Raw genomic sequence first — 14474 nt, forward strand, 5'->3', positions numbered from 1 at the left:
GTCGGGGAACACTCCCGGAAGACTTCCGCCCTCGTTCCCGTTTCCGTTTCCGTTTCCGAAGAGGCTCAGGAACGGGACCGTCACCACCACCTGCGCCTGATTCCGCAGATAATCCCCGGCATCGGGAAGTTCGAGCACGAGTTCCTCAGCTCCTTCACCCGTGGCCAGGTCCGTGGTCTCGGATTCGTGGCGGGTGGTCGGCATGCGACGCGTGGTGACCTGCGGGCGCGACAACGAAAGGATGTCGAACATCAACTGTGCGATGTTCCGATGCTCGATGAGTTCCATCCGCTCCCCCGCACCACCGCCTCCGGCAGCACCACCGGATTCGCGACCCTCAGCCGCGCCGTGTGCGTTACCGGGAGCAGACGCAGCCGCCGACACAGGCTTGCGGTAGAACACACTCCGTGCCAGCGCTTCGACGCGGCGGAAGCAGGCTTCGATGAGCAGGCTCGGGCCGGTGAGGATCAACGCACCGGTGCCATTGCCGTAGTGCTCGACGTCCACCCGGCGTTCCTCGAACGCCTTCGCCGCCCGCACCTCCCTGGGTACGAGCTCGCGTACGAGTTTGTTGAGCGCAACCCGGAACGTCTCCGGAGTGACATCCGCCCGCCGGGTCGCCAAGTGATTGTCGACCTTCGACAGGAGTGCTGCCGGGACCCGGCCGGCAATACGAGCGGCGTTGAGCACATGATCGACCCCGAACTCGCCTGCTTTCGCACGGGCGAAGAACCTGGGGAGGCCGTGCACGACCGTGAGGGCGTCCCGGCAGTACCCGTACGCCTGGAAGATCGTCTTCCTCAACACCGCCGACACGCTCACCATGTGCTCGGGAGTGAGGTGCTCACGCACCCAGTCCCCCAGCGCCGTCGTCGGTTTCAACGCCGGCAAGGGCACGAGCACCGGGCTTTCGGTTCCCTCGGTCGCACCGGGCTCCGCCTCTCGATGCTCGGCGTCCCCAGGCTCTTCGCCCCAATGCTCCGCGTCCCGATGCTCGACGTCCGGACGTTCCCCGTCCCGGTGCTTCGCGCTGGTGCCTGCTCCGGATACGCTGCCGAACGGTCCGCGCACTGACAATGCAGAGGAGGAATCGGTCACCGCCTTCGCCGATCCAGGCGCCTCGTCCGCTGACCCGACAGAACTCGAAGCTCCCGCTGCCGCGGCGTAAGAAGCCGAGGCAGAAGAAGAGTCCCCGACACCGGCGCCGGGTGTGGCCGTGCCACCGGGAACCTCTGCATCGGAACAGGTGGAGGAGTCGGAAGAGTCAGAGGGGTCGGCAGAGTTGGAAGAGTCAGAGGGGTCGGTGCCCGGTTCGCTGCCGGGGCGCAGGCCCGACGCCAGGGCACGCTCCTGCGCTGCGCGTTCGGCAGCGATCTCGGCTTCCCGCTTCGCGACGTCCACTCCCCATCGGCGCAGAGTCGTGGCGATGGCTTCGTAATCGGCGTGGAGAAACTCCGGCAATGCTGCCGGAGGCACCGCATTCGCCAGCGCGTCCGTGTCATGAGCGGTGGTCTCGATGATCACCTCGGAGACCACGTACCCGGCCACGGCCTCGAGCTTGCCGAAGAACGCCACGGCTTCCGCCTGCTGCGCTTCGGCCACCGTCGCAAGACGTGCAGGACCGGAGGCATCGAACGCCTCCAGCCGCCCGTCCGCGGTGTCCGGGAACCCAGCGAACGGCGCTCCCTTCGAATGCTGCCCACTCGAGGACGGCGAAGCATCGTCCGAACGCGATGCGTCGTCGGGTTCGATCGCCATGACAGACACCCCCTTCGAAAACTCATGCACACAGGTGAACAACAGAGCTGGAGAAGACGACTGAGAACACATGACCACGGACAGCGCTGCCGGTGATCGGAAGGGGAAGACCAGACCCAGAACCACGATCCGGGAACTCTCGATCTGGATTAGAACGTAATTCGATTGTAGTCGCCGATGAGTCACCAAAGAAGCCTTTTGCAACGATGAGTGGAGAATGTGGATAAGTATTTTTCTGTCCACAGGAAGTGGCGCCGAAGACCGCGACAACACCCCACCACGATCCGTCGCGCCCTCGCTCCGGTGCACGACAGCCGCCGACGCCCTCCGCGACACATGCTCCCAGGAGGCACGGACACGTACTCTCGGTGACGCCCGCCGGGCAATGCCTTCGCAGAACACCCGGAGCTCATTCGTCGCCCGTACCCACGACGTCACGCCACCGCGTTGCCGCCCTTTCTCACCATCCGCGCCGTCTCGACCCCGAGCCCGGGCTCGCCCGCTGTCACCCCGACGTCGCTCTTCTCCGCAGCCCCACTCACCAACCCGGTTTCACTCGTCGTCCCGGTCCGGTTCGTCACCCCGAGTCCGCCCATCACCCCGATGTGCGTGACCTCGTATCCGTGTCGCGCATAGAAACTCCGGTTCCGAGGATTCGTGGTCTCCAACCACGTCGGCTCGGTGATCTCCTGCAGGCAGTGATCGAGCAGTCGGCCGCCCACACCGCCGCCCTGCACGCTCGGGTCGACCGCCAGATCGGCGAGGTACGGCCACCCCGCTTCCGGTCTCCGGCGCGCGTCGTCCGGTCTCGCTGCGCGCATCCCGGAGGACAGCCGAATCGCGGTGCGTTCACCGAGGACCCTCACCGCGGCTTCGCCCGGCCGAGGAAGGACCTCACTGGACGGAGGAAGAACCACCCCCGGCCGAGGCAGGCCCCCATCCGGCACGCCCCCGGGCCGCTCATCCGAAGAAGCACGCGCCCCGTTCCGACCGCCACGTGCAGAACCGCCGTCGTCGGGGAAGTCCCACACCGCAGCTCCGCACACGATCCCACCGGCCTCGGCGACCCACACCCTCCCGGCGAGGACCGCAGACTCGACGGAGGGACCGTAGAACAGCGCGATCGCGCTCAGGCGGCTCGCGTCGGCGCGCCCGCCGCCTCCCGCCTCACGGCCCACCGGGATCACCGGCGTCTCCGCGGGCTCCGGAAACAGGGCACGCATCAAGGGGTCCGAGACGAACGCACGCGCGATCACCGCCCGCACCTCGGGAAGGTCGTGCGGACACGCCTTCCTCATCTCCACGTCGAGACCGTTCTCCATACCGAGAAACTACCCGCGGAAGCCCCGTCCGTCACCGGCAGACATCATCGGCCACCACCTCGCCGGCCCACCGGCCATGTGACCGGCACCACCGCGTGGTGAAACGTCCGCGTCATTACATCCCCGTAACCTGGATCACGCCCCTCGTACCCGACCCCCGTACCTCGACCCGTTCGGACCCAACCCCCTCAACCACCCCCGGCCCCGCAAGCCGGCACCCGCGACCCCGGTACCCCCGACGCCGGACAACCCAGCCCTGCCCCCTCCCCCTCCCACCGAGCCCCGAACCCAAGGAAGTGATTCCCGTGCAGCTCGACTTGCTGCTCACCCACGCGAATGCGATCACCCTCGACGAGTCCCGCCCCACCGCCCGCACCCTGGGCGTGTGGAACGGCCGTTTCGTCGGTGTCGACGAGGAGGTCGAGGGGATGTCCGCGAAGGAGACCGTCGACCTCGGCGGCTCGACCGTCCTTCCCGGTTTCAACGACGTCCACTGCCACACCTCGTGGTTCGGGCTCACCCTCGCGAGCGTCGACGTCGAGCATCTGCCCGGCGGCCTCCCCGAGGTCTACGCGAAGCTTGCGGAGGCCGCGCAGTCACTCCCGGACGGCGAGTGGATCAACGCAACGGGCTACTCGCACCACGACTACGAGGGGCAGTACCCGGACATCGGGATCCTCGACAAGCTCGCCGAGGGCCGCCCGCTCGTCATCCGTCAGGTGAGCGGCCACTCCTCGATCGCGAACACGAAGGCACTCGAACTCGCCGGCGTCCTCGAGGACGGTTTCACGGACCCCGAGGGCGGGAAGGTCGTCCGCGGGGCCGACGGCCGCCCCACCGGCCTGATCGAGGAGACCGCGCAGAACCTCGTCCTCGATCTCGTCCGCCCCTATTCGGTCGACACCCTCGTGAATGCCCTCGACCTCGCGACCGCGTACTACGCGAAGGAGGGCATCACCTCCTTCGGCGACGCCGGCATCGCGTCCGGGTGGATCGGCCACTCCCCCATCGAACTCACCGCGTACATGCGCGCCCGCGCCGAGGGGAAGCTCCACGCGCGCGGCCAGCTCATGCCCGCGATCCAGGCGCTCCACGAGATCGCCGCGAACCCCGCGGACGACTTCGGGATCGGCCTCGACCTCGGCCTCACCACCGGGTTCGGCGACGAGGTTCTCAGCATCGGCCCGACGAAAATCTACATGGACGGCGCGCTCTCCGGGGAGACCGCGGCCCTGTCCGAGAACTACCCGTGCAAGTGCCACGCCGGCTACCTCCAGGCGGACGAGGAATGGCTCCGCCGCGTGACCCTCGACGCGTACCGCAGCGGGTGGTCCGTCGCCGTCCACGCGATCGGCGACCTCGCGGTGACGAAGGCGATCGAGAACATCGTCGAGGCCCAGACCCTCTACGGTCGCCGCGCGATCCCGAACCGCATCGAGCACGCGGCGATGGTGACCGACGACCAGCTCCCGGTCCTCGCCGAGCACGGCATCGCGGTGACCCCGCAGGCCGCGTTCTTCGACTCGATCGGCGATGGTATGGCCGCTTCCCTCGGCGAGAAATGGCTCCCCACGCTGTACCGCGGCGCCGGTTTCGTCCGGAACGGCGTCCTCATGCCGGGTTCCTCGGACCGTCCGTGCGCCGAGGGCAACGTCCTGCGGGGCATCCAGGCGTTCGTCGACCGCAAGAGCCGCTCGGGCGTCACCATCGGCCCCGAGGCCGAGTGCCTCACCCCCGCCGAGGCGGTCACCGCGTATACGAAGGTGTCCGCCGAAGCGTCCGGCCACGGCGCCCTCAAGGGCACCCTCTCGGCCGGGAAGCTCGCGGACCTCGTCGTCCTCGGCGCCTCGCCGATGGAGGTCGACCCGACGACGATCAAGGACATCCCCGTCCACGCCACCCTCATGGGCGGCACCTGGACGCACAACGCGCTCTGAGCGGCGCCGACCCCGGACACTCACCGCCGAGGCGCCCCACCGGACACCCGTTCGCCGCGCCTCCGCTGGTCTCCCGCATCCCCTCCCCACCCCGACAGCACAGAAAGCGAGTACCCCCTCATGACGAGCACCCCGTTCTCCGCGCTCACCCAGGACCAGCTCGACCAGGAGCTCCTCACCGATTTCGAGACGATGTCCGCGTTCGGTGCCACCCCCGCCGGCGGCGTCGACCGTGAGGCCATGACCGCTCCCGACGTCGAGCAGCGCCGGTGGATGAAGTCCTGGCTCGAGGAGCGCGGTTTCACCGTCGAGTACGACCGGGTCGGCAACCAGTTCGCACTCCTCGAGCTCGTGCCCGGTGCCCCCTACGTCCTCCTCGGTTCGCACATGGACTCGCAGCCTCTCGGCGGCAAGTTCGACGGTGCGTACGGTGTCCTCGCCGGCGCGGAGGCCGCGTGGCGCCTCGCTCGGAAATTCGCGGAGACCGGCCACACCCCGAAGTACAACCTCGGCGTCGTCAACTGGTTCAACGAGGAGGGTTCGCGCTTCCAGCCGTCGATGATGGGCTCCTCGGTGTACACCGGGAAGATGGACGCGGACCTCGCGCTCAAGACCGCAGACCTCTCCGGCATCACCGTCGCCGAGGCGCTCGAGGCCGGCGGCTGCCTCGGCACCGGTTCCGGCCCGGAGGCCGCCGCGTATGCGGAGATCCACATCGAGCAGGGCCGCATCCTCGAGGACACAGACACGACGATCGGCCTCGTCGAGGCGACGTGGGCGGCGCAGAAGTACCACTTCATCGTCCACGGCGAGCAGTCGCACACCGGCTCGACCGTCATCGCGGACCGCGAGGACGCGCTTCTCGGCGCCTCCCACCTCGTCATCGCCGCCCGCGAGATCGCGGATTCCTTCGCGCCCGCCGTCCACACCTCGGTCGGCCAGATGGTGATCCTCCCGAACTCCCCCGTCGTCGTCGCCCGTGAGGTCCGCGTGCACCTCGATATGCGGTCCGCGAACGAGGACCTCGTGAAGAAGGCCGACGAACTCCTCCACGAGCGGATGGCCGAGATCGAGAAGACCGCGAACGTCCGCATCGAGAAGGACACCGCCCACGCCTGGGGCCTCCTGCCCTACGACGAACGCGGCGTCGAGCTCTCCCGTTCCGTTGCTGAGGAACTGGGTCTGAGCAGCCGGAACATCATGACCGTCGCCGGCCACGACTCGACGAACATGAAGGACGTCGTCCCCTCCGTCATGCTCTTCGTCCCGAGCGTCGAGGGCATCTCCCACAACGAGGGCGAGTACACGAAGCCCGAGGACATGTGTGCGGGCGTGAACCTCTTCACCCGGGTCGCCGAACGCCTCCTCGAGGGCGAACTCGACCGCGAGGGCTGAGACAACTCCTCCCCGCTGCCCACCCGCACCACAGCCGAGGCGCCCCTCCGTTCGCACGGAAGGGCGCCTCGGCACCTCCCCGGGCCCGGCGACACCGGGCTCACACTCAGGTCCAGTGCCGCATCAGGTCCAGTGCCGCCGCATCACGGTCGTGACCGCGAACGGATCACTGCCCTGCTGCGCGGCGAGCACGCCCGCACCCTCGGGCGATCCGGTGTAGAGCGGCTTTCCGCACCCCACCCACCGGTCGAGGGCGCGGGCGTAGGACTCTGCGTCGGACTTCTTCCGACCGAGTTCCGTCGGAACCGGGTGCCAGACGACTCCGTCGGCGGGCAGGGATTCTTCCCGCGCGGCCCGGAGCCGTGCGCGATCGGGCGGGACGGTGCCGTCGACGACGTACCGCGGAACGACGTACCGGGGAAGCAGGATCGGCCCGATCGCCTCGTCGAGGACGGCGGCAAACAGCGCGGCCTCGGTGTCGGTGGCGTCGGCCAGGTGACACCGGTACTCGCCGTCGGCGTCGACATGCACGCGCACCGCCTCGCTTCCCACGGCGGTACGCCCGGCGGCGCGCAGGGCGTCGGCCACGGCAGCGGCGAACTGTCCGAGCCCGGGCGGACGGGCGGCGAGCGCGAGAACCTGGTGAGCGTACGCGGTGCCCAGTCGTCGGTGTTCACGCCATCGCTGCCACGACCGGAACCCCTGCACACCAGCCGCGCCGAGGACTCCCAGGGCGAAGACGTGCGCGACGAGTTCGTTGAACACCTCGGCCAGGAACGCCCCGCCGAGGACGAAGGCCGCTGCCCAGCCGAGCACGGCGAGTGCCCGTCGTCCGAGGCGGTCCGGGAGCGGGCGCCTCGGGGCACGTGCCGGTGCCTCCGGCGCCTGCGTCCCGCGCACCTCGAGGCCGTCCTCCCGCGGCACGACCGCCGCCGGTTCGGCGAGGAGTCGGCGTCCGGCGGAGGCGCCACCGGCCTCGGGAACCCCGAAGGCCCGCGTCGGGAGGATCCGCAGCGTCCGGGCGGTGTGGTCCTCGTACGGGGTTCCCACCTGCCAGCTCTCCCGGATGCCGGCCCGATCGGCGGCACGGGTCAGAGCACGCCGGTTGCTCGCGTCGAAGTCGGACTCCGCCGGCGCCGCGAACGGTGAGAAGAGCGGGTCGAGGTGGGCGACCCCGTCGGTGATCTCGCCGTCCGGATCGACGGCGTAGTACCCGGTGTGTTTGCGGACCAGTCGGTCCCAGTCCGCGTTGCCCTGCGGGTGCGCGTCGCTCACACAGGCCACGGTCCAGTTGATCGCCACCTTGTCCGGCCAGGCCGGGTCGGTCCGCAGGGCACGGCCCCGGGTCTGGACGACCGCCGTCGACGTCGTCACGGAGGTGAGGTCGATGAGGCCGGTGATCCTCCGGGCGTTCCATCCCTCACCGAGCAATCCGCGGGTCCCGACGAGCACCTGGGTGCCGCCGGATTCGAAGAAGCGGGTCACGAAGGGCACCCAGCGGCGGCTGGTCCATCCGCCCTCGAGGCGCCCGGCCCCTGGGAGGTCCGGGTCCGGGGAGATCCGCAGGCTCGCGGCGAGGTCGGGGGCCGCCTCGGCGATGGCGTCGCGGAGCGCACCCAGCGTCTTCTCCGCGCCGACCACGCTGCGGCCCGTCACGAGGAGCGGCGCCAGCACGGCCACGTCCGGTTCGGCGAGGAGGCCGTCGAGCACCCCGTACGCCGAACCGGCCTGAGCGTCGAGGACGCCGTCCAGGCCCACCGGCACCGTGGCCGAGGCGCGCTCGTGATCGCAGAGGATCAACGTGCGCATGCGGTCCCCGAGGGCACGGTGCTCGGCGACCGCGATGCGCGCGGCCGCGATGCCCTTGGCGGCCGAACGCGCGAGCACGCGGTCCACCGGGGAGCGACCCCGCCGGATCCCCCGGGCGGTCCATTGACAACCGATCGCCGGCAGCGTGTGTCGGATCTCGGCGACCACCTCGAGGTCGTCCGGATCATCACTCCCGGAGAGGCAGTGCCCGGCCCAATCGGTGACGAGGACCATCCAGTCGTCCGCGGTCGGGGGTCGACGGTCCTGTTCGCCGAGGCGTGCCCCCTCGGGCCGCCGGAGGAGTCCCACATGGTGCAGGCGCAGGGCGGCGGAGGTCTCCGCAGGCCACTGCCGCACGAGATCGAGCCACGCCACCCGGTCGGTGTCCACGAACCGCCGGTCGACCCACGAGAGGAAGGGAGTCGAACCCCACGCGGGGTCGCAGAGACGGGTGGTGAGAGTGGTGAACCGTTCGGCCTGCTCGGCGAGCCAGTCCTCCTCGGCCGTCGTCGGCGAGCACAACCACGCGAGTTCGGCGAACGGCGCGAGGTCTCCCTCACGGACGACCGCGGGGATCGAGGTCTCGTACACGACGTGGCCGAACAGCTCGTCGACGAGTGCGCTCTGCTCCGCCGTGAGTGCGTCCGGAGGGGTGGCCGTCAGTCCGAGGACTCGCGCCCCGGGCAGTTCGGCGAGGATCTCGCCGAGCAGACGCCCCCAGACCTCGAGGAGATGGTGGCATTCGTCGAGCACCACGAGCACCCGCCCCGAGTCACGGATCCGTCGGACCACCTCCAGGCCGCGGGGGTGCAGACGGGCCATGAGCGGCCGTTCGTGGGCGTCGTCGTCGACCTCGGCGTCGGCATCGAAGAGGGCGATGCTCTGGTACGTGAGGACGGTGACCGGCGAGCGCAGATCACGGTGGTGCGAGGCGTCCAGACCGTGGTCGCGTGCCGCACGGACCCATTGCGACTGGATGGCGGTGTTCGGTCCGAGCACGACCACGTGGTCGACGGCATCGCGCGCCGCCCCGCCCTCGACGACATCGCCCCGGCACTCCGCGACATCGCCCTCCGCGACATCACCCTCGGAGGACCGCAGCATGCGGCGCGCGGACTCGAGACCGACCATGGTCTTGCCCGCCCCGGGCGGGAGCACCGCCCACGCCCGGTCGTGGGCACGCCAGTGCTCCGACAGCCGCTCGAGGGCCTCGTTCTGGTGTCGACGCAGCACGACGCCCGGCGCCGTTCCGGCGCTCGCCCCTGCCGCGGAGGGTTCGGTCATCGATCCCGGGTATCAGCCCTCGACGAGCACCTTCTCGTACACGTCGAGGCCGACGTTGAGGTCCTCGGCGCTGATGTTGAGCGGCGGCACGATGTGGAGGCGGTTGAAGTTGACGAAGGGCAGGATGCCGGCGGCCTTGAGCTTGCCGACGATCGCGTCCATCTCCGGCGACGACCCGCCGTACGGTGCGAGGGGTTCACGGGTGGTCTTGTCCTTGACGAGTTCGATCGCCCAGAACATCCCGACTCCGCGGACCTCGCCGACGATCGGGGAGCGTTCCGCGATCGCCGCGAGGCGGGGTGCGACGACGGTCTCGCCGAGGGTGGCGGCGTTCTCGATCATGTCCTCGGACTCCATGACACCGAGGGTGGCGACGGCGGCCGCGCACGCGAGCGGGTGTCCCGAGTAGGTGAGCCCGCCGGGGTAGGAACGGTCGGCGAAGGTCTCGAGGATCGCGTTGCTCATGACGACACCGCCGAGCGGGACGTACCCGGAGTTCACGCCCTTCGCGAAGGTGACGAGGTCGGGGACGACGCCGAAGTGTTCGAAGGCGAACCACTTCCCGGTGCGGCCGAAGCCGGCCATGACCTCGTCGGCGATGTACATGATGCCGTACCTCGTGCAGAGCTCACGGACGCCCTGCATGTACTCCTTCGAGGGCACCATGATGCCGGCGGTGCCGGGAATGGACTCGAGGACGACCGCGGCGATCGTGTCCCGCCCCTCGAGCTGGATGGTGCGTTCGAGGTGGCGGAGCGCGCGTGCGGTCTCCTCCGCCTCGGTGGTGGCGTCGAACTCCGATCGGTAGAGGAACGGGCCGAAGAAGTGGACCGTTCCGGCGTCTCCGTGGTCGTTCGGCACACGGCGCGGGTCACCGGTGACGTTGATGGCGAGCGCGGTGGCGCCGTGGTAGCTGCGGTACCGGGAGAGCACCTTGTGCTTGCCGGTGTGGAGGCGGGCCATGCGGATCGCGTGCTCGTTCGCATCGGCTCCGCCGTTCGTGAAGAACACGTGGTCGAGACCCTCGGGCGTGCGCTCGGTGATGAGGCGTGCGGCCTCCGACCGGGCGGCGTTCGCGTGTGCCGGGTTGATCGTCGTGAGGAGGTCCGCCTGCTTCTTGATCGCCTCGACGACGACGGGGTGCTGGTGGCCGATGTTCGTGTTGACGAGCTGCGAGGAGAAGTCGAGGAACGCGCGGCCCTCGCCGTCGTACACGTACGAGCCCTGTGCGCGGGAGACGACCATCGGGGAGATCTGCTTCTGCGCGGACCAGCTGTGGAACACGTGGGCGCGGTCGAGTTCGTAGGCCCGGACGGATTCCGCGCGGATCCCGGCGAGTTCGTCCTCGGTGAAGGTGAGCGGCCCGGTGAAGGTCGTTCCGGGGATGCTCGACTGTGCGGTGTGCTCTGTGGTAGTGGACATGGGGATGACGACCTCCGTGGGGATTCGAGGGTTGGGGGGGGTGTGGCGCCGTCCTCTCATCGTAGGGGGTGGGCGTCACGAACGGATGTCACGCGTTCACGCGACCGAGGGCCACGCATTCGGTTCGCACCCCTGCAGGCCCTTGCTCTGCTGCTGCATGAGCGGGGCGGGTTCGCCGGAGGCGGGGCAGTTCTCGTGGCCGTGGCCGAGTGCGTGTCCGACCTCGTGGTTCACGAGGTACTGGCGGTACTCGGTGAGCGAGGAGAAGTCCTCGGTCGCACCGACCCAGCGTTTCGCGTTGAGAACGACGTCGTCGCCGTTGCGGCACGAGAGTTCGCCGAGGGTGCGCAGCGGCAGGCACATCTCGTCGACGGTGTCGGGGGCGGCGATGTTGATCCGCACGTCCGCCTCGTCCCGGTCGGTGACGAGTTCGAATGCGACGCCGTCGACGTCCTGCCAGCCGCGGGAGTCCTGGAGGGTGTCCATGACGAACTCCGCGGTCGGGCCGACCTCGAGCGGCAGGTTGTCCTCGATCCGGAGGAACACCCGGAACGGGGAGTTCTCGGTGTTGTTCGGACCGATCGCGGTCTCCGGACTCACCCATTCGCCGCTGCCGGAGGTCGGGATGTCCTCGATCGCGGGTTCGCTCGGTGAGGGGCTCGGTGCCGCCGGGCTCGCGCCCGCGTCCTCTCCCCCGCCGTTCGCCGCGGCGTCCTCCCCCGCCGAGGCGCGACTCGCCTCGGCCCCGTGCGTCGCCTCATCTTCCACCGGGGAGTCCGGTCCCGAGTCCGTGGCCTCCGCCGTGCCGGCGCTCTCCTGTGCCGCGAGCGCGGGAGCCGCGCTCGGTGCGGCGGTGTCGGTGGTCGAGGTCGCCTCGACGGTGGCGCAGGAACTGAGCAGAGCGACGAGGGCGAGCGCGGCGGCGCCGCCGGTGAGGCGTGCGCGTGCATGCAGTGGCGAGGATGTCGGGAGGAGAGCCATACCTCGACGGTAGTGGACCCGCATGCGAATCCAGCGGTTTGCGCTCCCGGCCGCTGTTCAATCCGCTGGATCCGGCGCACACCGCTGCCTCGTCCAGGACTTCCGCGCCCCGGAATCACGCGGATCCCCGGCGGAACAGGGCCTCCGGCGCGGTCCTCGTGCCGACCGTTCCACCGTTCACCGAAACGTCCTCCACCGGTCACCGCGCTGCGGTGTTTCGCATATAGGTTCATCACCATGCACATGCGAACGATCCCCGCGGCCGTTGCTGCCGCCGCACTCCTCACGCTGCCCGCATTCGGCGGCGCGCTCGCCCAGACCTCCCCGACGCCCACCGCAGAACCGACGGCCACCGCAGAACCGACGGCCTCAGAACCCACCACCACGGAGCCGACCACCGACCCCACCGCGGAGCCCACCGACGCCCTCGAGCTCTCCGTGCTCGCGACGACCGACGTCCACGGGCACGCACTCGACTGGGACTACTTCACGGATCAGCCGTACCCGGCCGGTGAGGAACTCGGTCTGTCGCGGGCGAAGACCGTCGTCGACGGGATCCGTGAGGCCGAGGGCGAGGACTCCGTCCTGCTGTTCGACAACGGTGACTCGATCCAGGGCAGCCCGCTCACCTCGTACTACTCCGCGACCGAGCCCGTGACGGAGACCGGTGCGGAACACCCGATGGCGATCGCGAACGACCTCATGGGCTACGACGCCCAGGTGGTCGGCAACCACGAGTACAACTACGGGCTCGACATGCTCGACTACTACACCGGACAGGTCGACTTCCCGGTGCTCGCGGCGAACGCACTCGATGTGGCGACCGGTGAGCCGTACTCGGAGCCGACCACGATGATCGAGCGGACGATCGACGGGCAGACGGTGCGGATCGGCGTCATCGGCCTCACCACCCCCGGTTCGCGGATCTGGGACAAGCAGCACCTCGAGGGGAAGGTCGAGTTCATCGACCCCGTCGAGTCCGCCGCCGCGTACGTCCCGCAGCTCGAGGCCGCGGGAGCCGATGTCGTCATCGCGCTCGCGCACACGGGCAAGGACCCCGAGGGCCAGACGTGGGATCCGGCAGCACTCGACGAGAACGTCGCCACCTCGATCGCGGAGCGGGTGCCGGGCATCGACCTCGTCATCGCCGGTCACACCCACCGCGACGAACCGGAGGAGATCGTCACCCGCGCGGACGGCTCGCAGGCGCTCATCACGCAGCCGAACTACTGGGCCCGGTCCGTGTCCGAGGTCGACCTCACCCTCGTCCCGGACACCGACGGCAGCGGCTACACGGTCGACTGGGACGCCGAGGCACCGCACGTGACCCCGCACTACCTCCAGGGCGACGTCGCCGAATCGCAGGAGATGATCGACGCCCTCGCCGAGCACCACGCGGCGACCGTCGAGTACGTGAATCAGACGATCGGTACCGCGACGGAGACGATGAGCGGTGCGACCTCGCGTTACGAGGACACCGCGATCATGGACTTCGTCGGTCACGTCATGACGTCGACGGTGCAGGAGGGGATCGCCGGCACCGAGTACGCGGACCTCCCCGTCCTCGCGCAGACCTCCCCCTTCAGCCGGGACGCCGTCTTCACCGAGGGCGACGTCACCGTCCGCGACATGGCGGGTCTCTACATCTACGACAACACGCTCGCGGGCGTGACCATGACCGGCGCGCAGTTGCGCGAGTACCTCGAGTACTCGGCACGGTACTTCCGGCAGGTCGAACCCGGCGCGGACTTCGACCCGGCTGCGGTGACGAACGCGGAGGACACCGGCGCGGGCCGGGACATCCCCGACTACAACTACGACGCGATCACCGGCGTCGACTACGACATCAACATCTCCCGGCCGCTCGGCGAGCGCATCGAGAATCTCCGGTACGCCGACGGCACTCCGGTGGGTGAGGACGACGAGTTCGTCCTCGCGATCAACAACTACCGCCAGTCCGGTGGCGGAGGGTTCCCGGTCGAGGGCCTCGAGGAGGTCTACAACCAGCAGGTCGCGATCCGCGAGGCGATCATCGACTGGACGGTGCAGAACCAGGTCATCGACCCGGCGGACTTCTTCCGCGAGAACTGGGTCCTCACCTCGGAGACGCTCGACCGCTCGGTCCCCGACGACGGGCCGAGCACCACGGCTCCGGCCACCACTGCCCCGTCCACCACGGACCCGGCCTCGCCGGCGCCCACCACCACCGCCGAGGCGCCCGCGGGAACCGAGAGCACCGCGCCGACCGGAGCCCCCACCTCGGCTCCTGCCGATGGTGCGGATCAGGACACCGACGGGGGCTCCGAAGGGGCCGACGGCACCGGTGACAGCGCGGCGGAGGCCGGTGGCGCCTCGGGCACGACGGGGGGCGGAGCACTCCCCCGGACCGGTGGCGAGATCGCCGCGGCCCTCGGGATCGGCCTGGCCCTCGCCGGGGCCGGCACCGCGGCCGTGATGGTGAGCCGTCGCCGGCGCTGACAGGGTTCCGGTGAGTCCGGAGCACTGCTCCACGCAGCACGGCGCCTCCGGAATGCGCGCCCACGGAACGCACTCCCATTGAGCACGG

General features: G+C 69.6%; 8 protein-coding genes. 3 read left to right on the forward strand and 5 right to left on the reverse strand.

Annotated elements, in window-relative coordinates; translation table 11 throughout:
* Both ABD172_RS13435 and ABD172_RS13440 read right to left on the reverse strand, forming a co-directional pair.
* Positions 1-1944 (reverse strand): hypothetical protein (locus tag ABD172_RS13435; protein ID WP_344310428.1); only part of this gene is annotated, 1944 nt, incomplete at its 3' end.
* 248 nt (positions 1945-2192) lie between these two features.
* Positions 2193-3080 carry a GNAT family N-acetyltransferase gene (locus tag ABD172_RS13440; RefSeq protein ID WP_344310430.1) on the reverse strand — a complete coding sequence of 296 codons (888 nt, stop codon included), beginning with the start codon at positions 3078-3080 and terminating at the stop codon, positions 2193-2195.
* Positions 3081-3385: 305 nt separating this feature from the next.
* Between ABD172_RS13440 and ABD172_RS13445 the strand changes: the two genes are divergently transcribed.
* On the forward strand, positions 3386-5017 hold the full coding sequence (locus ABD172_RS13445; protein WP_344310431.1) for an amidohydrolase: 1632 nt from the start codon (positions 3386-3388) through the stop codon (positions 5015-5017).
* A 120-nt stretch (positions 5018-5137) separates the two neighbouring features.
* Positions 5138-6412: a M20 family metallo-hydrolase gene (locus ABD172_RS13450; protein WP_344310433.1), complete on the forward strand. Its 1275-nt coding sequence runs from the start codon at positions 5138-5140 to the stop codon at positions 6410-6412.
* Between the two features lie 123 nt (positions 6413-6535).
* Here ABD172_RS13450 and ABD172_RS13455 read toward each other — a convergent pair whose 3' ends face one another.
* The 3 genes from ABD172_RS13455 to ABD172_RS13465 form a co-directional block, all read right to left on the reverse strand.
* On the reverse strand, positions 6536-9505 hold the full coding sequence (locus tag ABD172_RS13455; RefSeq protein WP_344310435.1) for a DEAD/DEAH box helicase: 2970 nt from the start codon (positions 9503-9505) through the stop codon (positions 6536-6538).
* A gap of 12 nt (positions 9506-9517) precedes the next feature.
* Positions 9518-10927, reverse strand: a complete 1410-nt coding sequence (locus ABD172_RS13460; RefSeq protein WP_344310437.1) for an aspartate aminotransferase family protein — start codon at positions 10925-10927, stop codon at positions 9518-9520.
* A gap of 96 nt (positions 10928-11023) precedes the next feature.
* Positions 11024-11908 (reverse strand): DUF3152 domain-containing protein, encoded by an 885-nt coding sequence (locus tag ABD172_RS13465; RefSeq protein WP_344310439.1) that lies wholly within the window; start codon positions 11906-11908, stop codon positions 11024-11026.
* Positions 11909-12145: 237 nt separating this feature from the next.
* Between ABD172_RS13465 and ABD172_RS13470 the strand changes: the two genes are divergently transcribed.
* Positions 12146-14386: a 5'-nucleotidase C-terminal domain-containing protein gene (locus tag ABD172_RS13470; RefSeq protein WP_344310441.1), complete on the forward strand. Its 2241-nt coding sequence runs from the start codon at positions 12146-12148 to the stop codon at positions 14384-14386.
* The last annotated feature ends 88 nt before the right edge of the window (positions 14387-14474 follow it).

Source organism: Brevibacterium samyangense, from assembly GCF_039529845.1.
Lineage (GTDB): Bacteria > Actinomycetota > Actinomycetes > Actinomycetales > Brevibacteriaceae > Brevibacterium > Brevibacterium samyangense.